Genomic DNA, 20905 nt, shown 5'->3' with positions numbered 1-20905 from the left:
GCCGTCGCGTCCGACATTGGCGGTTTATCGGGAAACGAGAGGGGTTTACATGCGGGTACACGCACGCTGGATAGCGGCGCTAATGTTAAGCCTGGTGGCTTGCACAGCACAGGCGCAGACATCTTCAGGCTGGCAACCGGTTAACGACACTATTCGAAAAAGTGAACAGGATCCCCGCCACTATCAGGCTATCCGGCTTGATAACGGGATGACGGTGTTACTGGTTTCCGATCCTGTGGCTCCAAAATCGCTGGCGGCGCTGACGCTGCCGATAGGATCGCTGGACGATCCCGATCAGCAGGCTGGACTGGCACACTATCTTGAACATATGGTGCTGATGGGCTCAAAGCACTACCCGCAGCCCGACAACCTGGCCGAATTCCTGAAAAAGCATGGCGGCAGCCACAACGCCAGCACGGCCTCCTACCGCACCGCCTTTTATCTGGAAGTGGAAAATGACGCGCTGGAACCCGCGGTTGATCGCCTGGCGGATGCGGTGGCTGAGCCGCTGCTGGATCCGGTTAACGCTGACCGCGAGCGCCACGCCGTGAATGCCGAGCTGACCATGGCGCGCTCGCGCGATGGCCTGCGTATGGCCCAGGTCGGCGCAGAAACCCTGAACCCGGCGCATCCGGCGTCGCGTTTCTCGGGCGGCAATCTTGAGACCCTGAAAGATAAGCCAGGCAGCAAACTACACCAGGCGCTGCAGGACTTTTATCATACGCATTACTCCGCCAATCTGATGAAAGCGGTGATCTACAGCAACAAACCGCTGCCCGAGATGGCGTCGATTGCGGCTAAAACCTTTGGCCGGGTGCTAAATCATGATGCCAGTGTGCCGGAGATTACGGAGCCGGTGGTGACCGATGCGCAGCAGGGCATCATCATTCATTACGTTCCGGCCCAGCCGCGCAAGCAGCTCAAAATTGAATTTCGCATTGCCAACAACAGCGATCGGTTCCGCAGTAAAACCGACACGCTGATCAGCTATTTAATCAGTAACCGCAGCAAAAACACGCTGACTGACTGGCTGCAGAAACAGGGACTGGCCGACGGGGTGAATGCGGGGGCTGACCCGATGACCGAGCGTAGCAGCGGCGTGTTTGCGATTACCGCGTCACTGACTGATAAAGGGCTGGCGCAGCGCGACCAGGTCGTGGCGGCGATATTCAGCTACATCAATCTGCTGCGTCAGCAAGGCGATGATAAGCGCTATTTCGATGAAGTGTCGCATGTGCTGGCGCTCGACTTCCGCTATCCCTCAATTACCCGCGATATGGATTACATTGAATGGCTGGCCGACACCATGCTGCGTGTACCGGTTGAACATACGCTGGATGCACCTTATCTGGCGGATCAGTACGCTGCCGCCGCCATTAATACCCGGCTGGAAGAGATGACCCCGCAGCATGCGCGTATCTGGTACATCAGCCCGCAGGAGCCGCACAACAAAAAAGCCTATTTTGTGGATGCGCCTTATCAGGTTGAGACGATCTCCCCGCAAACCTTTGCAGACTGGCAGCAGCGCGCCAGCCAGATTACGCTGGCGATGCCTGTACTGAACCCCTACATCCCGGACGACTTCACACTGCTGCCGTCAGACGGCAAAACGTATCAGCATCCGGTGAGGCTGGATAACCAGGACGATATGCGCATTTACTGGATGCCGAGCCGTTATTACGCCAGCGAGCCAAAAGCGGCGATCACCCTGGCGTTACGCAATAAGCACACCATCAGTGATGCCCGTCAGCAGGTGCTGTTTGGCCTGAATGACTACCTTTCCAGCCTGGCGCTGGACGAGCTAAATTCACAGGCTTCAGTGGGCGGCATCAGCTTCTCAACGGGTGAAGATGAAGGGCTGGTGTTCAGCGCCAGCGGCTTCACTCAGCGTCTGCCGACGCTGCTGAAGAAACTGGTGGAGGGTTATGCCACTTTCCAGCCGACAGAACAGCAGCTGGAGCAGGCTAAATCCTGGTATCTGGAGCGGCTGGACGCGGCGGAAAAGGGTAAAGCGTTTGAACAGGCGATTCAGCCGATGCAACTGCTGTCGCAGCTGCCATATACCCAGCGCGAGGCTCGCCGCAAGCTGGTAAGCACACTCTCACTTAAGGATGTCACTGACTATCGCGATACGCTGTTCCGCGACGCGACGCCGGAGATGCTGGTAGTGGGCAACCTCAGTGCTGACAGCGTGACGCAGCTGGGGCATGAGCTCAAACAGCAGATGCAGAGTCATGCGACCCGCGACTGGCACAGCCAGTATGTCTCGATTAAAAAACCGCTGAAAGCCAACCTGCAACAAAAAGGCAGCAGCACCGACTCCGCCCTTGCCGCGCTCTATGTTCCACTGGGATACAGTGAATATCAGAGCATGGCGCACAGCTCCATGCTGAGCCAGATTGTGCAGCCGTGGTTCTACAATCAGCTGCGGACCAAAGAGCAGCTCGGCTACGCGGTGTTTGCCTTCCAGATGCCGGTGGGTCGCCAGTGGGGTATCGGCTTCCTGCTGCAAAGTAACAGCAAGCAACCGGGCTGGCTGTTGCAGCGCTACCAGGCCTTCTACCCGCAGGCGGAAAAACGTCTGCGCAGTATGAGCCAGGCAGACTTTGCCCAGTATCAGCAGGCGATGATCAATGATTTGCAGCAGCGTCCTCAGACGCTCTTTGAGGAAGCGGATCGCTTTAGCCGTGACTTCGACCGGCAGAATGATCAATTTAACACCCGGCAAAAAATGGCAGAGCAGGTTCAGCGGTTAACCCCGGCCAGCCTGGCAAACTTTTTCCGACAGGCCGTGATAGAACATAAGGGCATGGTGATGACCTCGCAGATTGCAGGCACCGGCAATGGCAAAATTGAATTTGCCCGCCAGCCTGGCTGGAAGACCTGGAGTGAAGTGGCGCAACTGCAGCAGTCGCTGCCGGTAAAGAGTGAGACCCAATGACGCAGTTACCTCCCGTATCGCTGAATCCTTTAACGCTCCCGCTCAGAGGCGAGCGGCTGATTGAGGCGTCAGCGGGCACCGGAAAAACCTTTACCATTGGTCTGCTCTATCTGCGCCTGCTGCTGGGGCTGGGCGGTGAAAATGCTTACAGCCGGCCGCTCTCTGTCGAAGAAATTTTAGTCGTGACCTTTACCGAGGCTGCGACCGCCGAATTGCGTGGACGCATCCGCGAAAATATTCATCAGCTACGTCTGGCCTGTATCCGCGGCAAAAGCAGCAATCCGATGCACCAGTTACTGCTGGAGCAGATGCCGGATCTGAGTCAGGCCGCCGCGCAACTGCTGGCTGCCGAGCGGCAGATGGATGAAGCCGCTATTTTCACCATTCACGGCTTCTGTCAGCGGATGCTGAATCTGAATGCCTTTGAGTCGGGCATGCTGTTCGAGCAGGAGTTGATTGAAGATGAGCAGGCGCTGCTGAAGCAATCTGCAGCCGATTTCTGGCGTCGTCAGTGCTATCCACTGAGTCTGGATGTGGCGCGGATCATCGCCGCAGAGTGGAGCGGGCCGGACAGTCTGCTGGCGACGCTGCGCCCCTGGCTACAGGGGGAGTCCCCGGGGCTGAAACGTCCGCCTGCAGCCGATGAGACGCTGGCGTCACGCCATGCCCGCAATCTGGCGCGCATCGAGGCCATCAAGCAGCAGTGGCAGGCGCTCAGCGCCGATGTTGAGGGCATCATCAGCGCATCAGGCGTTGATAAGCGCAGCTACAGCAGTAAACATCTGCCCAACTGGGTCGCCCGCGTCACGCAGTGGGCCAGCAGCGACACGCTGGATTATCAGTTGCCCAAAGAGCTTGAGCGCTTTGGGCAGCAGGTGCTGGATGAGAAAACGAAAAAGGGCGAAGCGCCGCGTCATTCGCTGTTTGAGGCGATCGATCAGTTTCTGGCAGAACCGCTGTCGCTGCGGGATGTCATCATTGCGCAGGCGCTGACCGATGTGCGTGCCACGGTGCAGCGTGAGAAACGGTTACGCGCGCTGTTAGGCTTCGACGATCTGCTCAGTAAGCTGGATGAGGCGTTGCAGCAGCCAGGCGGTGTGTTGCTGGCTGAAACCATCCGGGCGCGTTTCCCGGTAGCCCTGATTGATGAATTCCAGGATACCGATCCGCAGCAGTACCGCATCTTCCGCACGCTCTATATTAATCAGCCTGAGCAGGCACTGTTTCTGATCGGCGATCCCAAACAGGCGATCTATGCGTTTCGCGGTGCGGATATATTTACCTATCTGCGGGCCAGAAACGAAGTCAGTGCTCACTACACGCTGGATACCAACTGGCGTTCATCACCTGAGATGGTCGGGAGCGTCAACCGCCTCTTTTCTCAGCTCGATTCGCCTTTTCTGTTCTCGGCGATCCCCTTTCAGCCGGTTAAGCCCGCTGCACCCAATCAGTCGCTGAAGCTGATTTTTGACGAGCAGCAGCAACCGGCGTTACGGTTCTGGCTACAGCCTGGCGAGGGCGTCGGTAACAGTGATTACCAGCAGTTTATGGCGCAGCAATGTGCGGCTGATATCAGTCGCTGGCTGGTAGCCGGACAGCAGGGGCGCGCCCGCTTAGGCAAAGGCGAGGCGCTGCAGCCGGTGCGGGCTTCCGATATCACCGTGCTGGTGCGCAGTCGCAATGAGGCCGGTTTAATCCGCGACGCGCTGAATGCGCTGTCGATCCCTTCGGTCTATCTCTCCAGCCGGGACAGTGTCTACACCACGCCGGAAGCGCGCGAACTGCTCTGGTTACTGCAGGCGATACAGGCACCTGAGCAGGAACGTCTGCTGCGCAGCGCGCTGGCGACCTCTATTTTTGCCATTGATGCAGCAACGCTCGACGCGCTGACACAAAATGAACGCGAGTGGGATGCGCTGGTGGAGCAGTTTGCCGTCTGGCAGCAGCTCTGGCATCAGCGCGGCGTGTTACCGATGCTGCGTGATGTGATGATCAAGCGGCAGCTGGCAGAGAATATGCTCGCCTCGGAGAACGGTGAACGTCGCCTGACCGATCTGATGCATCTGGGTGAACTGCTGCAGGAAGCTTCGGTGCAGCTGGAGAGTCCGCACGCCCTGGTGCGCTTCCTGGCGCAGCAGATTGCCCGGCCAAACAGCCAGGCCTCCAGCCAGCAGCTGCGTCTGGAAAGCGACCGCCATCTGGTGCAGATCATCACCATCCATAAATCGAAAGGACTGCAATATCCGCTGGTCTGGCTGCCATTTGCTGCCGGATTCCGCGAGGCGGCCAGCGCGCTTTATCACGATCGCGACACGTTTACGGCACTGCTGGATGTGCAGGGTGATGCACAAAGTCTGGCGCTGGCGGAAGAGGAGCGTCTGGCGGAGGATCTGCGTCTGCTCTACGTGGCGCTGACCCGTTCGGTCTATCACTGCAGCGTCGGCATTGCACCACTGATCAAAGGCACCCGTAAAAAAGAGGGCGAAAGCGATCTGCACAAGAGCGCGCTGGGCTACCTGGTGCAGCAGGGCGAGGCGGCGGATGCGCAGCAACTCAGACAGCGACTGAATGCGTTAACCGATGAAGGGATGGCGCTGGTTGAAGAGGGACTGCTGCCGGGAGAAATGTGGCAGGATGCGCAGCAGGGTGATGAGATTTTAAGCAGTCGCGACATTACGCGCGCGCTGGCTGACGTCTGGCGGGTAACCAGTTATTCAGGCCTGCAACAGCATCACAGCTCGCCGCTGCTGGATGCGCTGCCCAACTTTGATATTGATGCAGCGGGCGAAGAAGAGAAGGGCGAAGAGGCTGCATTGACACCCCACCACTTTCCGCGCGGAGCGGCACCCGGTACGTTTTTGCACGGTCTGTTTGAATCGATCGACTTTACCGAACCGCCGGACAGCGTCTGGCTGGAAGATCAGCTGCAGCATAATGGCTATCCGCTGAGCTGGCTGCCGGTTCTGGAACAGTGGATTGACCGTGTCTTACATACGCCGCTCAATGCTGAGGGGCTGACGCTGTCGGCGATAAAAAGCAGCGAACGCCTGATCGAGATGGAGTTCTATTTGCCGATCAACAATCTGCTGACTGCGGCTGAGCTTGACGCTCTGCTGCGCCGGCACGACAGCCTCTCTCAGCAGGCCGCCCCCCTGGATTTTCGTCAGGTGAGGGGTATGCTGAAGGGCTTTATCGATCTGGTCTTCCGCTGGCAGGGAAAATATTATCTGCTCGACTACAAATCGAACTGGCTGGGGGATAGCCACGCCGCTTACACGCCAGCGGCGATGGCGCAGGCGATGATCGGCCACCGCTACGATTTGCAATATCAGCTCTATACACTGGCGCTGCATCGCTATCTGCAGCATCGTTTGCCGGACTACGACTATCAGCGTCATTTTGGTGGAGTGTTTTATCTGTTTTTGCGCGGGATGGATGGCAGCTCACCGGACAACGGCATTTTCGCCACCCGACCTGCCGAAGCTTTTGTGGAAGAAATTGATGCACTGTTTGGTGCAACCGGGGAGATGTTATGAGTGACATGCTGAGTCTGCTGCTGCAGGCGGTAGAAAAGCGTCTCCTGCGACCGCTGGATATACAGTTTGCCCAGCTGGTGGCCCCGGAATCACAGCCTGGGCTGCTGCTCGCTGCGGCCTGCGTCAGCGCTGACGCGGGTGAGGGGCACGTTTGTTTACCGCTGAGCAACCTCTGCGAAGCGAATCTGTTCGCTGGTCGCCAGCCTGCGCTGGCTCAGGCGATCTGGCAGGCCGCTGGTGCGCCGAAAGACTGGATAGCATGCTTTGCTGACTGGCCGGCTGTCAGTGATGGCAGCCGGGTTACGCCGCTGGTGCTGAGCAACCAGCGTTTATATCTGCATCGGCTGTGGCAAAGCGAAGGCCGGGTCGCCGGCTTCTTCGCTGCGCAGGAGGTGAAAACTGCGTTTGATATGCCTGCTGCAGGCGACGTACTTAACAGCCTGTTTGGTGACCATCCGGAGAACTGGCAGAAAATTGCGGCGGCCGTTGCGCTGACCCGCAAGACTGCGGTCATTTCCGGCGGGCCGGGTACCGGCAAAACCACCACCGTAGCGAAACTCCTCGCTGCCCTGATTCGTCTTAATCCCGGTGCACTACGGATTCAGCTGGCGGCACCGACCGGCAAAGCCGCCGCACGGCTGACCGAGTCACTGGGCAGCGCACTGCAGGAGCTGGCGGTCAGCGACGAAGAGCGCCGGCGTTTCCCTGCCGAAGCCACCACGCTGCATCGCCTGCTGGGCGCCCAGCCCGATACCCAGCGGCTGCGCTACCATGCCGGTAACCTATTGCATCTTGATGTGCTGGTAGTGGATGAAGCGTCAATGGTCGATCTCTCGATGATGGCAAACCTGATTGCCGCGCTGCCTGCCCATGCCCGCGTCGTGTTTCTGGGCGATCGCGATCAGCTGGCCTCTGTTGAAGCCGGTGCAGTGCTGGGCGATATCTGCCGCTGCACGGAAAGCGGCTACAGCCTGGCGCGGGCAGAACAGCTCGCCCTGCTGACTGGCTGCGCCCTGCAGGGCAGTGACGATGCGCAGGCACCCGCAGTGCGCGACAGCATCTGTCTGCTGCAGAAAAGTTATCGTTTTAATGAGTCATCAGGCATCGGCCAGCTGGCAAAAGCGATCAATCAAGGCGATGCAGAGCAGGTCAGGGCGGTGTTTGCTGCGGCCCATAAAGATGTCAGTTACCAGCCGCTGAACAGCGCTGACGCTTATCAGGCGATGCTGGATGAGGTCGCCCAGGGGTATCAGCCCTTCCTGCAGTTGATCAAACAGCAGGCGCCGCCCGCAGAGGTAATTGCCGCTTTTGGTCGTTATCAGCTGCTGTGTGCATTACGTGACGGGCCATTTGGCGTGCAGGGTCTGAACCAGCGTATTGAGCAGCGACTGATGCAGCTGCAGCGCATCCGTCGTCCTGGCATGGGCAGCCGCTGGTATGAAGGACGTCCCGTGATGATCACCCGAAATGACAGCGCGCTCGGCCTGTTTAATGGCGATATCGGCATGACGATGCGGGATGAAGAGGGCAACCTGAAGGTCTTTTTCCCGCTGCCGGATGGATCGATAAAGGCGATTCAGCCGAGCCGGTTACCCTCGCATGAAACGGCCTGGGCGATGACGGTGCACAAATCACAGGGATCGGAGTTTGATCATACTGCGCTGGTGATGCCCACGCAGTTTCTGCCGGTGCTGACCCGTGAACTGGTCTATACCGCGATTACACGTGCACGGCGGCAACTGACCATCTACAGCGAACCCGGCGTATTTCAGCGTGCCGTGCAGCTGCAAACACAGCGACGCAGCGGTCTGGTGGAGCGACTGGGGGAAGCTGGCTGAGAAGAGCGGGGGACAGAGCACGTGGCGGGTGTCTGTCCCTTACGGATTGAATCAGGTGAGATCAGCCATCAACACTTTTGAACGGCGCTGATAGTTATACATCTCTTTTTTACTCTCGGGCAGCGACTCAATATCTACCGGCGTAAAGCCACGTTCCTGGAACCAGTGGATGCTGCGGGTGGTTAACACAAATAGCTTTTCCAGCCCCATCTGGCGTGCCTGAAGCGCCACACGCTGCAGCAACATCTCACCGCGTGAGGAGCTGCGATAGTCAGGATGAACCGCCACGCAGGCCATTTCACCAATCTTCTCATCCATAAACGGATAGAGTGCTGCACAGGCGATGGTCAGATTATCGCGCTGAATGATGGTGAACTTATCAATTTCCATTTCCAGCTGCTCGCGCGAGCGACGCACCAGAATACCCTGCTGCTCCAGCGGACGGATCAGTTCGAGGATGCCGCCGATATCGTTGATATTGGCGCGACGGATCTGCTCTGCCGACTCCATAACGATCTGGGTACCGATACCGTCGCGTGAGAAGAGCTCCTGCAACAGCGCGCCATCTTCCTGATAACTGATTAAATGGCTGCGGCGTACACCACTGCGGCAGGCTTTCACCGCACCACGCAGGAAGCGGACAGTCCCGGAAAGATAATCGCCTTCCTTTTCAATCTCGTCGATACGGGCCTGCGCATCATTCGGGAAGAGCTCGGAGATGATTTCCCCCTCACTGTTCAGCACGCCCTGCTCAGAGCAGAAGCCGATCATTTTTTCCGCTTTGAGTTTAATCGCCAGCTGGGTAGCCACTTCTTCCGAGGTCAGGTTAAAGCTCTCGCCGGTAACAGAAACCGCAACCGGGCCCATCAGCACAATCGCATCGTTATCCAGCTGACGATGAATGGCCTCTTCATCAATACGACGGATACGACCGCTGTGACAGTAATCCACGCCATCATCCACGCCCAGCGGCTGTGAAATGATGAAGTTGCCGCTGACCACGTTGATATGCGCGCCCTGCAGCGGCGTATTGTTGAGACTCATTGAGAGGCGGGCCGTGATATCTAACTGCAGCCGGCCGGCTGCCTGCTTCACTAACTCCAGCGATTGCGCGTCGGTTACCCGGGTAAACTTATGATAAACCGGCTCCAGCTGCTGCTGGGCCAGGCTGGCATCAATCTGTGGGCGTGCGCCATACACCACGACCAGGCGAATGCCCAGGCTGTGCAGCAGGCCGATATCATTAACGATGCCAGAGAAGTTCTCATGCTCAATCGCTTCGCCACCCAGCATGATGACAAAGGTTTTACCCCGGTGGGCATTGATATAGGGAACGGTATGGCGAAAACCCTGAACCAGTTCGGTACTACGTTCCTTCACGGCCAACCCTCAGTGAATGTTTATTCGTATTTTTTGTATTTTTATGCTTTTACGTCCGGTTTTGCAAGTCTTAATCCTGACGAAAATTTACGTTTTTCTGGGTGTCAAAGCCGCTAACAGCCTGCATTATTTAGGGTTTCCGGGGTGACATCATGCTGCGGATTGGATAAAGTTTTGGCCGCCATTTTAGTAACTGGCGCTTTTTTAGACATTACACAGCAGCTGGAGCGGCATGTCAGACGTTAATTCCCATTTTTCACGCAGACGATTTTTACAGGGGACGGGCGCCTTACTGCTGTTAAGCGTCAGCCGGACAGGGTTGGCGGCGAAGAACCACATTGTGGCGGTGCGTATCTGGCCCTCATCGACCTATTCGCGGATGACGCTGGAGTCCAATGTCGCGCTGAAGTACAAGCAGTTTGCGCTGAGCAATCCCGAACGCCTGGTGATTGATATTCAGGGCCTGCATCTCAATCCGGTGCTGAAAGGGGTAGATAAGCAGGTTCGGGTCGACGATCCCTTTATTAAAACTGCCCGTGTCGGTCAGTTCGACAGCAACACGGTACGCGTGGTACTCGAATTAAAGCGCAACGTCGCGCCGAAGATCTTTAATCTCTCGCCGGTTGCCGGGATCAATCACCGGCTGGTGGTCGATCTCTATCCGAGCCAGAACCAGGTTGAGGACGATCCGCTGCTGGCCTTGCTGAAAGATTATAACCAGGGCGATCTGGAGAAAGATGAAGGGGTGCAGGCACCCTTACCCGGCAAAGCGGGGCGCGATCGCCCCATCATTATCATGATCGATCCCGGTCACGGCGGGGAAGATCCGGGCGCGCACGGCAAATATAAGACCCGCGAAAAAGATATTGTGCTGAAGATTGGACGGCGACTCAAAGCGCTGATCGATAAAGAGTCCAATATGAAAGCCTATATGACGCGTAATGAAGATGTCTTTATTCCGCTGCGCGTCAGGGTTGCCAAAGCCCGTAAACAGCGTGCCGACCTCTTTGTGTCGATCCATGCGGATGCCTTTACCAGTCGCGCGGCACGCGGCTCTTCAGTGTTTGCCTTATCAACCAGCGGTGCCACTTCGGCGGCGGCTCGTTTCCTGGCTCAGACTCAGAATGAATCAGACCTGATTGGCGGCGTCAGCAAAAGCGGTGACCGCTATCTTGATCACACCATGTTCGATATGGTGCAGCGCCAGACGATTCATGACAGCCTTAAATTCGGCAAAGAGGTGTTGCATCGCATGGGACGCATCAACCATCTGCACAAACGCACTGTGGATCAGGCCGGATTTGCGGTGCTTAAAGCCCCTGATATCCCGTCAATTCTGGTCGAGACGGCGTTTATCAGTAATGTGGAGGAGGAGCGCAAGTTGCGAACAACCCGTTACCAGCATCAGGTGGCAGAGGCGATTCTGAACGGCATCAAAGCGTATGTGGAGAGTGGGGCGGCGCTGGCCCATCGGTAAAGGAGAGCGGGTAGCCGGGCTATCCGCGCGCTTTTCAGGGCAGAGAGAGGCTGAAGCGGCTTTTGGGAACGTCAGAAACAAAAAAACACCCTTTCAGGTGTTTAAATGATTGGTTGCGGGGGCCGGATTTGAACCGACGACCTTCGGGTTATGAGCCCGACGAGCTACCAGGCTGCTCCACCCCGCGTCCGTATCATACTTTTTCACATTGTGACTTCTGTAAAACAACTGCAGAAGTATTGGTTGCGGGGGCCGGATTTGAACCGACGACCTTCGGGTTATGAGCCCGACGAGCTACCAGGCTGCTCCACCCCGCGTCCGTATTGCTTCTGTTACTTTTACTTCTCACATTGTGACTTCTGTAAAACTGCTGCAGAAGTATTGGTTGCGGGGGCCGGATTTGAACCGACGACCTTCGGGTTATGAGCCCGACGAGCTACCAGGCTGCTCCACCCCGCGTCCGTGGAAGCGCACTATACTCTCCGCGCTAATTCATGCAACCCCTTTTTGCAGATAAACGCCAAATTAACAGCCAGTTGCTGAAGGATTCAACCATCTGGTTAATTATTAAACTGATATGCGCGGCGTCTGAGCGGATGCATTTCATTCTGTCGGGGGCTTTGCTATCGTCGCGGGGCGAACAGTTATAAAAAGAGAAGATAATGAAATCACATTGGGTGAAGTACGCACTCACTGGCGCGTTAATTACGCTGCTGGCGGCCTGTAGCTCCAAACCGACCGATCGCGGTCAGCAATATAAAGATGGCAAACTGGAACAACCGCTGGCGCTGGTGAATCAGCCCAATGCCAAAGGCGCACCGGTTAATGGCAGAGACTTTGGCGAGCAGGTCCGTCAGATTCAGTCCGCCTCATCCGCCCTGTATAGTCGTCAGAACGGCACTTATAGCGCAATTGAGAGCTGGCTGATGGCGGGTGCCGATACCCGACAGCTTCGTCAGTATGGGCTCAACGCCTGGCAGATGGAGGGAACGGATAACTACGGTAATGTGCAGTTCACCGGTTACTACACGCCGGTAGTGGAAGCGCGTTACACCCGTCAGGGTGAATTCCAGTATCCCATCTACCGCATGCCACCGCGCAAACGCGGAGGAAAATTACCGAGCCGCGCCTCTATCTATAGTGGCGGACTCGATGACCGCTACATCATCGCCTACAGCAACTCCCTGATTGATAACTTCATGATGGATGTGCAGGGTAGTGGTTATGTCGACTTTGGCGATGGCCGCCCGATGACCTTCTTTGGTTACGCCGGTAAAAATGGCTGGGGTTATCACAGCATTGGTAAAGAGCTGATCGATCGTGGTGAAGTGAAGCGCGAAGATATGTCGATGCAGGCGATTCGTCAGTGGGCGCAGGAGCACTCACCGCAGGAGGTCCGTGCGCTGCTGGAAACCAACCCATCATTTGTCTTCTTTAAGGCTGAGCCATTTACGCCGGTGCGCGGTGCCAGCGCAGTTCCGCTGGTGGCGAAAGCCTCTGTTGCGTCTGACCGCTCAATTATTCCGGCGGGCACCGTACTGCTGGCTGAAGTGCCACAGTTAAATGAGAAGGGCAAATTCAACGGCAAATATGAGATGCGCCTGATGGTGGCACTCGACGTGGGTGGCGCGATTAAAGGCCAGCACTTTGATATCTATCAGGGTATCGGCCCGGACGCCGCGCATCTGGCGGGCTTCTATAATCACTACGGACGCGTCTGGGTAATCAAAGCCGCGCCGGGTGCAGGACAGCCGCTGTTCTCCAGCCCGCAAAACGGTAATAATGGTTCACTGCTTCTCGGCGCTAACTAATTTCTTCTCTGCGGGCCTTCGGGCCCGCACGACGTAACAGGTTCAACTATGAAAGTGTTAAATGACGCCTGGCATCAGCGCTTTGGCGGCACAGCGCGTCTCTATGGCCAGGATGCGCTGCAACGTTTTGCTGACGCACACTTCTGCGTCATCGGTATTGGCGGTGTCGGATCCTGGGCGGCGGAAGCGCTGGTGCGCACCGGGATTGGTAAAATCACCCTGATTGATATGGATGATGTCTGTATTACCAATACCAACCGACAGCTTCATGCGCTGCAGGGCAACGTGGGCAAAGCCAAAACGGACGTGATGGCAGAACGGCTGCGTGCGATTAATCCTGACTGCGAAGTGATCTGCATTGATGACTTTATTACGCCAGAAAACACCGCCGAACTGATGGCAGCCGGCTTCGACTATGTGATCGACGCTATCGACAGCGTGCGACCGAAAGCGGCGCTGATCGCCTGGGGTCGCCGGAATAAGATCCCGCTGATCACCACCGGTGGCGCGGGTGGGCAGATCGATCCCACTCAGATCCAGATCGCCGATCTGGCGAAAACCATCCAGGATCCGCTGGCGGCGAAGCTGCGCGAACGACTGAAAAGCCTGGGCGTGGTGAAAAACAGCAAGGGCAAGCTCGGCATCGACTGCGTTTTTTCTACCGAAGCGCTGGTCTATCCGCAGGCTGATGGCAGCGTCTGTGCTTCACGCAGCACGGCGGAGGGGCCGAAGAGAATGGATTGCACATCCGGCTTTGGCGCGGCCACCATGGTGACCGCCACCTTCGGCTTTGTTGCCGTCTCGCATGCGCTGAAGAAATTTCTGGCGCGTGCTGCGCGTCAGGACGCCGTCAGCGCCTGACGCGCGGCGTGCTCCACTGCAGCGGCCAGCGCCTGCAGGCCGCTGCTGCGGGAGGCACTGAGCTGGGCGCGCAGACCCAGTTCATCAAACAGTTTTAAGGGATCCATTGCCAGCAGCTGTTGCGGCGTCTGGCCCTCAACGGCGGTCAGCAGCACGGCCAGCAGACCGCGCACAATACGTCCTTCACTGTCACCATAGAAATGCAGCGTGCCATCCTCGCATAACTGGCTGCCCAGCCAGACCCGATTTTCACAACCGCTCAGTTCAATTTCCGCTGTTTTCAGTTCACCGGGTAAGGCAGGCAACTGGCGGCTCAGCTGGATCAGCTGACGATAACGATCTTCCCATTGATGAAAGCGGCCAAAGCTCTCTTTCAGGATGGCAACGGTAATCTGTTCGCCAAACGGGTGTGGCGCTAACAGCGATGAATGCATAATCAAAACTCCGATAACAGCGAGATGGCGCTCTTCATGGTGCGCACCAGCGCATCAACATCCTGCAGATTATTATAGGGTGCAAAAGAGGCCCGCAGCGTGCCGCTGACGCCCAGCGCCGCCAGCAACGGCTGCGCGCAGTGCTGGCCAGCGCGCAGGGCGATTCCCTGCTCAGCCAGCAGCGTCACCAGATCGTTGTGATGCAGGCCAGCGAATTCAAATGCCAGCAGGCTGGCATTTGAGCAGCGGAAGCTGCGGAAACCGGGCAATTCCGCCAGTTGCTCTTCCGCCAGCGTCGCAAGCTGCTGGCTCCAGCGCTCCGCTTCAGGCAGATCGTACTGCGCCAGCCAGCTCAGTGCTGCACTCAAGCCCACTACGCCTGCCACATTCGGGGTGCCAGCCTCAAAACGCCACGGCACCGGCTGCGGCGTGAATCCGCTGAAATCGACATCCGATATCATTTTACCGCCGCCCTGCCAGGGCTCCATTGCCTCCAGCAGTTCCGCTTTGCCATATAACGCGCCAATGCCCATCGGGCCGTAAATCTTATGTCCGGAAAAGGCGTAAAAGTCGATATCCAGTGCCTGTACGTCAGGCGGGCAATGCACCACGCCCTGTGCGCCATCGACCATGACTTTCGCGCCCACGGCGTGAGCCAGCGGGATCGCCTGAGCGAGCGCGGGACACCCGCCGGTGATGTTCGACATCTGACCGACCGCCAGCAGGCGGGTACGGCTGTTGAGCAGGGCGGGCAGCAGGCAGATATCCGGCAGGCGATCCGCTCCCAACGGCCATTTTACGACGCGGGCACCACACGCCTGTGCAGCCATCAGCCAGGGCACCAGGTTGGCGTGGTGTTCAGCCTCGCTGACCACAATTTCATCACCGGGTTGTAAGCGCGGGCGCAGCCAGCTGTTTGCTACCAGGTTTATCGCTTCGGTGGTGCCGCGCGTCCAGACAATCTCACGATCGTCAGCGGCATTGAGCCAGCGGGCAACCTGGTTGCGGGCCTGCTCATAGCGATGGGTTAACGCCTGGGCGGCGGCAAACTGGCTGCGATGAACTGTACCCGCGCTGAGGCTGTAAAACTGCTGCGTGCTGTCTATGACAGCCTGCGGCTTCAGCGTGGTCGCTGCGCTGTCGAGATAAACGCCTGCATCGGCGAGTGCGGGAAACTGCTGGCGAAATGCGGTGGGATTAAATGCGGTCATGCCTGGTCCATGATAAGAAAAATTAGGACCACACTGAAAGAATGGTCTGCGTCTGGCAAAGCTGGAAAAGCGCGTTATGCTGAATATTGCAAGGTTTGAACCAAACCCGCATAACGATCGCACGTTTACTAGTCGATCTCACTTATCGGCTGCCTCTGGTTAGCGTAACGCGGGTGGTTTGATGCAATCAATCTACAAGGAGATAGCAGATGAAAAAATTAACCGCAGTACTGGCCGTGTGTACCCTGGCTTTTACCCTGAGTGCCTGTTCAAGCAATTACGTGATGCATACCAATGATGGTCGCACCATTGTGGCTGCCGGCAAGCCTAAAGTCGATAACGATACCGGCATGATCAGCTATAAAGATGCGAATGGCAACGAGCAGCAAATCAACCGCTCTGATGTGAAAGAGATGGTAGAGTCTGGCAACTAAGCAGCAAAAAAAAAGCACCGCAATTTGCGGTGCTATTTAAAAATCACTATGGACAGACAGGGTAAATCTACAGGAATTAAGAGTTCGATCCGCAATCGTCGGATCAAAAATTGCAAACACAACATCACGACCACAAGCCAAAAGCTTTCAGAAAATCTGCGAACTCACTCACAAATCTAAAAACTTTTCGTTCCGGCTCAGGAAGTGCGGCAACTATAGGTATTTGCTGGAGGTTCCTCAACGGACAAATTATAATGCCTCGGATTAAAAATTCTAATACGTAAACGCTTTGTATAAGCCAGCGTATTTTTTGCCGATCCGGATACGGAAAACCATGTCGAAACGCCTTCCTCCTCTCAACGCACTGCGTGTTTTTGATGCAGCTGCGCGCCATTTAAGCTTTACCAAAGCCGCAGAAGAGCTGTTTGTCACCCAGGCTGCTGTAAGCCATCAGATTAAATCTCTGGAAGATTTTCTGGGGTTAAAGCTATTTCGCCGGAGGAATCGTTCGCTATTACTGACTGAAGAAGGACAAAGCTACTATCTCGACATCAAAGAGATTTTCTCGGCGATCAATGAAGCGACCCGCAAACTGCAGGCGCGCAGTGCCAAGGGGGCGCTGACCGTCAGTTTACTGCCGAGTTTTGCTATTCAGTGGCTGGTTCCCCGCCTCTCCAGCTTTAATATGGCTTATCCGGGAATCGACGTGCGTATCCAGGCGGTTGACCGCGATGAAGAGAAACTGGCCGACGATGTCGACGTGGCGATTTTTTACGGCCGGGGTAACTGGCCCGGGCTGCGGGTTGAAAAACTCTATGCCGAATATCTGCTGCCGGTCTGTTCACCTTCGCTGATGACCGGGGATAATCCGCTGAAAACGCCGATGGATCTGTCGCGTTTTACCCTGCTGCATGATGCCTCCCGCCGGGACTGGCAATCTTATATCCGGCAGCTGGGTCTGCAGCATATCAATGTGCAGCAGGGGCCAATCTTCAGCCACAGTGCCATGGTATTGCAGGCGGCGATTCATGGTCAGGGCGTGGCGCTGGCGAATAACGTCATGGCGCAGAGCGAAATAGAAGCCGGGCGATTAATCTGCCCGTTTAATGATGTATTAGTCAGTAAAAACGCTTTTTATCTGGTTTGTCATGACAGTCAGGCAGAACTGGGTAAAATAGCCGCCTTCCGACAGTGGATCCTGGAAAAAGCTGCAACCGAACAAGAAAAATTCCGCTTTCGCTATCAACAATAACGTTTTGATTTATTTGCATTCAGATGCAAAAGGACCCCGAGGATCGGTTAATGTCCAGTCGTGCTATGTTTGTTTTTTCGGCTATCAGCGGATTTCTGCTGGTGGCTTTTGGCGCATTTGGTGCCCACGTTTTGAGTCAGTCGCTTGGTGCGGCTGAAATGGCCTGGATTCATACCGGGCTGGAATATCAGGCTTATCACACCTTAGCGGTGATGGGGCTGGGTGCTGCGATGTTACGCCGTGCCAATATCTGGTTTTACTGGAGCAGTGCGCTGATGGCGCTCGGCACCGTGCTGTTTAGTGGCAGCCTCTATTGTCTGGCGCTGTCACATCTGAAGTTTTGGGTTTTTATCACACCCGTGGGCGGGGTCTGTTTCCTCGCGGGTTGGGTATTGATGTTGATTGGCGCGCTGCGTCTTAAACGAAAGGCAGAACGCCATGAATAAAGTTTTACTCTATTGCCGTCCCGGTTTTGAAAAAGAGTGTGCGGCGGAAATCAGCGCCAAAGCGGCTGAACGTGAAATCTACGGCTTTCCTCGGGTTAAAGATGACTCCGGCTACGTGCTGTTTGAGTGCTATCAGTTTGAAGATGCTGAGCGGCTGGCGCGTGAGTTGCCGTTTGACGAGCTGATTTTTGCCCGTCAGATGCTGGTCGTCGGTGAAATGCTGCGTGACCTGCCGCAGGAAGATCGCATTACCCCGATTGTCGGCATGCTGACCGGCGTAGTGGAAAAGGGCGGCGAACTGCGTGTTGAAGTGCCTGACACCAACGAAGCTAAAGAGCTGACTAAGTTCTGCCGCAAGTTCACCGTGCCGCTGCGCTCGGCACTGCGTGAAAGCAAGATCCTGTTGAATTATGAGAGCCCGAAACGTCCGGTCGTGCATGTGTTTTTCATCGCGCCAGGCACCTGCTACGTCGGCTACTCCATCCGGGAAAACAGCTCGCCGTTTTACATGGGTATTCCACGCCTTAAGTTCCCCTCCGATGCGCCAAGCCGTTCCACCCTTAAGCTGGAGGAGGCGTTTCACGTCTTTATCCCTGCGGATGAGTGGGATGAGCGTTTAGCCAGCGGCATGTACGCGGTGGATCTCGGTGCCTGTCCGGGCGGCTGGACTTATCAGCTGGTTCAGCGCAGCATGATGGTGTATGCGGTGGACAATGGGCCGATGGCGCCGAGCCTGATGGATACGGGCCAGGTGATGCACGAGAAAGCAGATGGCTTTAAATTCCGTCCGCCACGCACCAACATCAGCTGGCTGGTGTGTGACATGGTGGAGAAGCCGGTGCGCGTGGCTAACCTGATGACCGACTGGCTGGTTAACGGCTGGTGCCGTGAAGCGATCTTCAACCTTAAGTTGCCCATGAAAAAGCGCTATGAAGAGGTGACGCAGAATCTGGCCATGATGCAGGAACGATTTGATGATAATGGCATTAACGTACAGATTCGCGCCCGCCAGCTTTATCATGATCGCGAAGAGGTGACGGTACATGTGCGCCGAATCTGGGCAGCTGCCGGTGGCCGTCGCGACGAACGTTAATCGCCGGGCTGAGTGCAAAAGCACTCAGCCGGTATAACGCAGCGTATTCAGATTTCCTTGTAACACCAGATCCCGCTTCAGTGTCGCGACCTGACGGCTGATCTCTGCCATCTGCTGACCCTCAGTGAGCTTCTCCCGCCATCTGGCGGGCACCTGATCCAGTTGCTGATAGATCCCTTCAAGCGTGTGAAACTCTGTCAGCAGCTGTTTCGCGCTTTTCGGGCCGATGCCGGTGATGCCCGGTATTTTACTGCTGCTGATGCCACACAAGCCCCAATAGTCGGGTAACCGCTGTGGTGCCACGCCAAATTCTGCCTCGATAAAGGGCAAGTCAAGCCAGCGTTTCTGGAAGTAATCGCGGATGCGGATCTCAGGTGCCAGCAACTGACAGTAGCCTTTGTCGGTTGAAACAATGGTGGCCTGATGTCCGGCCTGAGCCATTTTCACCGCCAGCGTCGCCGCTAAATCGTCCGCCTCATCCTCGCCCGCTATCCAGCAGCTTACGCCTGCGGCGCGAAAGGCCTCCTGTAACGCCGGCATCTCTGCCTGTAAATCGTCTGGCATCGGCGGGCGACCGCTTTTGTAGTCGGGTAGCAACTGATGACGCCAGCCCTGATGACGCGCTTCGCCATCAAATACTGCCACAGCGTGGGTTGGACGGGCGTGACCCAGTATCTGACGCAGCGCGGCCACGCAACCTTCGACACAGGGTGAGCCCTGTACCGCATGCAGACGGCGAATCAGATTCAACGCGTCAACAATAACAAGATGAAGAGCCATGAGAGTATGGGCAGCCCGGGGACTGCCTCCTGGTTTATTTGATAATTTCGTAGCAGGGAATATAGGCGGTGCCGGGCAGTTTCATGCGTTGCTGAGCAACGAATCCCTGTAGCAGCTCATCCATGCGGTGCATGATGTCGGGGTCGCCATGCAGTTTGTAGCGTCCTTTCTCACGAATTTCGCGGATGCCCATCTCTTTGACGTTACCGGCTACGATGCCTGAGAAGGCGCGGCGCAGGTCAGCAGCCAGTTTTTCGGGTGGCTGATTGGTGTAGAGATTGAGGTTCGCCATGTTTTCATGGGTTGGCAGGAACGGCACCTGCAGATCAGGTTCAATGCGAATCGACCAGTTAAAGCTGTAAGCATCGCCGGTTTCGCGACGATTCTCTTTCACCTGCGGCATCGCTTTCTTCATCAGACGCGCCACTTCGGCCGCATCGTTGATGATGATCTGATAATGCTTACGCGCCTGTTCACCCAGCGTGTTAACGATGAAATCATCCAGCACGCGGAAGTAGTCGGCGCTCTCTTCCGGCCCGGTCAGGATCAGCGGTAATACCTGATCGCTGTTCTGCGGATTCATCAGGATACCCAGCAGATAGAGCAACTCTTCTGCGGTCCCTACGCCGCCCGGGAAAATGATGATGCCATGGGCGATGCGCACAAACGCTTCCAGACGTTTTTCGATGTCCGGCATGATGATCAACTCATTCACCAGCGGATTCGGCGGTTCAGCCGCAATGATGGAGGGTTCGGTCAGGCCGATAAAACGGCTGTCACGATAGCGCTGCTGAGCATGGCCTACGGCGGCCCCTTTCATTGGCGCTTCCATCACGCCCGGCCCGCAGCCGGTACAGATGTTCAGTTCACGCAGTCCAAGCTGCGTGCCGACATTGCGACAATACTGGTACTCAACGGCGTTAATCGAGTGACCGCCCCAGCAGACCACGGTGTTGGGATACTCGCCGATGTGCAGCGCCCGCGCGTTACGCAGAATGGAAAACACGGTGTTGGTGATAGTGGCGGAGTCATTTTCTTCAGCCGCAGTGAACCGACCCGGCATGTTGAGCTGACCGCTGACAAACAGGATGTCACGCAGCACCGCAAACAGGTTAGCCTGCAGTGAACGGATGATGCGTCCATCCACAAACGCCTCTTCCGGTGGATTGATCAGCTCCAGTTTGACGCCGCGCTCACGGCGCAACACATTGATATCGAAATTTTCAAAGCGGGAGAGCAGCTCCTGGCTGCTGTCAGTCTGGCTGCCGGAGTTAAGCACGGCAAGAGAACAGTTGCGAAACAGCTGGTAGAGGTCGCTGCTGGCTGTGCGCTTGAGCATATCGACTTCCAGCTGTGAAAGCAGATCCATCGAGCCAAGAGGGCTGATATGGGTAATCAAATGAACTCCTTT

15 protein-coding genes and 3 tRNA genes are annotated in these 20905 nt (G+C 56.4%); 10 read left to right on the top strand and 8 right to left on the bottom strand.

Features of this window, described 5'->3' with window-relative positions:
• Positions 1-49 precede the first annotated feature (49 nt).
• From ptrA to recD, 3 genes are read left to right on the top strand one after another with little or no spacing between them, the layout of a single operon-like run.
• Positions 50-2941, top strand: a complete 2892-nt coding sequence (gene ptrA, locus AC0T7J_RS13035) for a pitrilysin (RefSeq protein ID WP_473794720.1) — start codon at positions 50-52, stop codon at positions 2939-2941.
• Positions 2938-6477 carry an exodeoxyribonuclease V subunit beta gene (gene recB, locus AC0T7J_RS13030; RefSeq protein WP_473794717.1) on the top strand — a complete coding sequence of 1180 codons (3540 nt, stop codon included), beginning with the start codon at positions 2938-2940 and terminating at the stop codon, positions 6475-6477. The genes ptrA and recB overlap by 4 nt, the downstream gene beginning before the upstream one ends.
• Positions 6474-8315: an exodeoxyribonuclease V subunit alpha gene (recD, locus tag AC0T7J_RS13025; RefSeq protein WP_473794715.1), complete on the top strand. Its 1842-nt coding sequence runs from the start codon at positions 6474-6476 to the stop codon at positions 8313-8315. The genes recB and recD overlap by 4 nt, the downstream gene beginning before the upstream one ends.
• A gap of 51 nt (positions 8316-8366) precedes the next feature.
• Here recD and argA read toward each other — a convergent pair whose 3' ends face one another.
• The gene (gene argA / locus AC0T7J_RS13020) at positions 8367-9695 is read right to left on the bottom strand and encodes an amino-acid N-acetyltransferase (RefSeq protein WP_010248624.1); all 1329 of its coding nucleotides are present in this window, start codon (positions 9693-9695) and stop codon (positions 8367-8369) included.
• A gap of 232 nt (positions 9696-9927) precedes the next feature.
• On the opposite strand from argA, the gene amiC reads away from it, so the two are divergent.
• A complete protein-coding gene (gene amiC / locus AC0T7J_RS13015; RefSeq protein WP_473794713.1) occupies positions 9928-11172 on the top strand; it encodes an N-acetylmuramoyl-L-alanine amidase AmiC in 1245 nt (414 codons plus the stop codon).
• Between the two features lie 110 nt (positions 11173-11282).
• Here the strand turns inward: amiC and AC0T7J_RS13010 are convergent.
• The 3 genes from AC0T7J_RS13010 to AC0T7J_RS13000 form a co-directional block, all read right to left on the bottom strand.
• Positions 11283-11359: transfer RNA gene (locus AC0T7J_RS13010), tRNA-Met, on the bottom strand.
• 53 nt (positions 11360-11412) lie between these two features.
• Positions 11413-11489, bottom strand: a tRNA-Met gene (locus AC0T7J_RS13005).
• Positions 11490-11554: 65 nt separating this feature from the next.
• A tRNA-Met gene (locus AC0T7J_RS13000) sits at positions 11555-11631 on the bottom strand.
• 203 nt (positions 11632-11834) lie between these two features.
• On the opposite strand from AC0T7J_RS13000, the gene mltA reads away from it, so the two are divergent.
• Entirely contained in the window at positions 11835-12983 is a 1149-nt protein-coding gene (mltA, locus tag AC0T7J_RS12995; protein WP_473794711.1) for a murein transglycosylase A, read from the top strand.
• A 48-nt stretch (positions 12984-13031) separates the two neighbouring features.
• On the top strand, positions 13032-13844 hold the full coding sequence (tcdA, locus tag AC0T7J_RS12990; RefSeq protein WP_473794710.1) for a tRNA cyclic N6-threonylcarbamoyladenosine(37) synthase TcdA: 813 nt from the start codon (positions 13032-13034) through the stop codon (positions 13842-13844).
• Here the strand turns inward: tcdA and csdE are convergent.
• Positions 13823-14278: a cysteine desulfurase sulfur acceptor subunit CsdE gene (gene csdE, locus AC0T7J_RS12985; protein ID WP_473794709.1), complete on the bottom strand. Its 456-nt coding sequence runs from the start codon at positions 14276-14278 to the stop codon at positions 13823-13825. The two genes, tcdA and csdE, sit on opposite strands and share 22 nt — an antisense overlap.
• A gap of 2 nt (positions 14279-14280) precedes the next feature.
• Positions 14281-15489, bottom strand: a complete 1209-nt coding sequence (gene csdA, locus AC0T7J_RS12980) for a cysteine desulfurase CsdA (RefSeq protein WP_473794707.1) — start codon at positions 15487-15489, stop codon at positions 14281-14283.
• Positions 15490-15698: 209 nt separating this feature from the next.
• On the opposite strand from csdA, the gene AC0T7J_RS12975 reads away from it, so the two are divergent.
• The 4 genes from AC0T7J_RS12975 to rlmM all read left to right on the top strand — a co-directional run bounded on the left by AC0T7J_RS12975 (position 15699) and on the right by rlmM (position 18714).
• Positions 15699-15923 (top strand): YgdI/YgdR family lipoprotein, encoded by a 225-nt coding sequence (locus tag AC0T7J_RS12975; protein ID WP_010248613.1) that lies wholly within the window; start codon positions 15699-15701, stop codon positions 15921-15923.
• Positions 15924-16257: 334 nt separating this feature from the next.
• The gene (locus AC0T7J_RS12970) at positions 16258-17175 is read left to right on the top strand and encodes a transcriptional regulator GcvA (RefSeq protein ID WP_003854641.1); all 918 of its coding nucleotides are present in this window, start codon (positions 16258-16260) and stop codon (positions 17173-17175) included.
• Between the two features lie 50 nt (positions 17176-17225).
• Positions 17226-17621, top strand: a complete 396-nt coding sequence (locus AC0T7J_RS12965; protein ID WP_010248611.1) for a DUF423 domain-containing protein — start codon at positions 17226-17228, stop codon at positions 17619-17621.
• Positions 17614-18714, top strand: coding sequence for a 23S rRNA (cytidine(2498)-2'-O)-methyltransferase RlmM (rlmM, locus tag AC0T7J_RS12960; protein WP_010248609.1), 1101 nt, complete (start codon positions 17614-17616; stop codon positions 18712-18714). The genes AC0T7J_RS12965 and rlmM overlap by 8 nt, the downstream gene beginning before the upstream one ends.
• A 24-nt stretch (positions 18715-18738) precedes the next feature.
• Here the strand turns inward: rlmM and xni are convergent, their stop codons facing one another.
• Both xni and ppnN read right to left on the bottom strand, forming a co-directional pair.
• Positions 18739-19494: a flap endonuclease Xni gene (gene xni / locus AC0T7J_RS12955; protein WP_473794703.1), complete on the bottom strand. Its 756-nt coding sequence runs from the start codon at positions 19492-19494 to the stop codon at positions 18739-18741.
• Positions 19495-19528: 34 nt separating this feature from the next.
• A complete protein-coding gene (gene ppnN / locus AC0T7J_RS12950; RefSeq protein WP_010672144.1) occupies positions 19529-20893 on the bottom strand; it encodes a nucleotide 5'-monophosphate nucleosidase PpnN in 1365 nt (454 codons plus the stop codon).
• Positions 20894-20905: the final 12 nt, after the last annotated feature.

The organism is Pantoea sp. E956-1 (assembly GCF_982223955.1).
The sequence above is the reverse complement of the archived record's forward strand: the minus strand, read 5'-3'. Positions and strand labels throughout refer to the sequence as shown.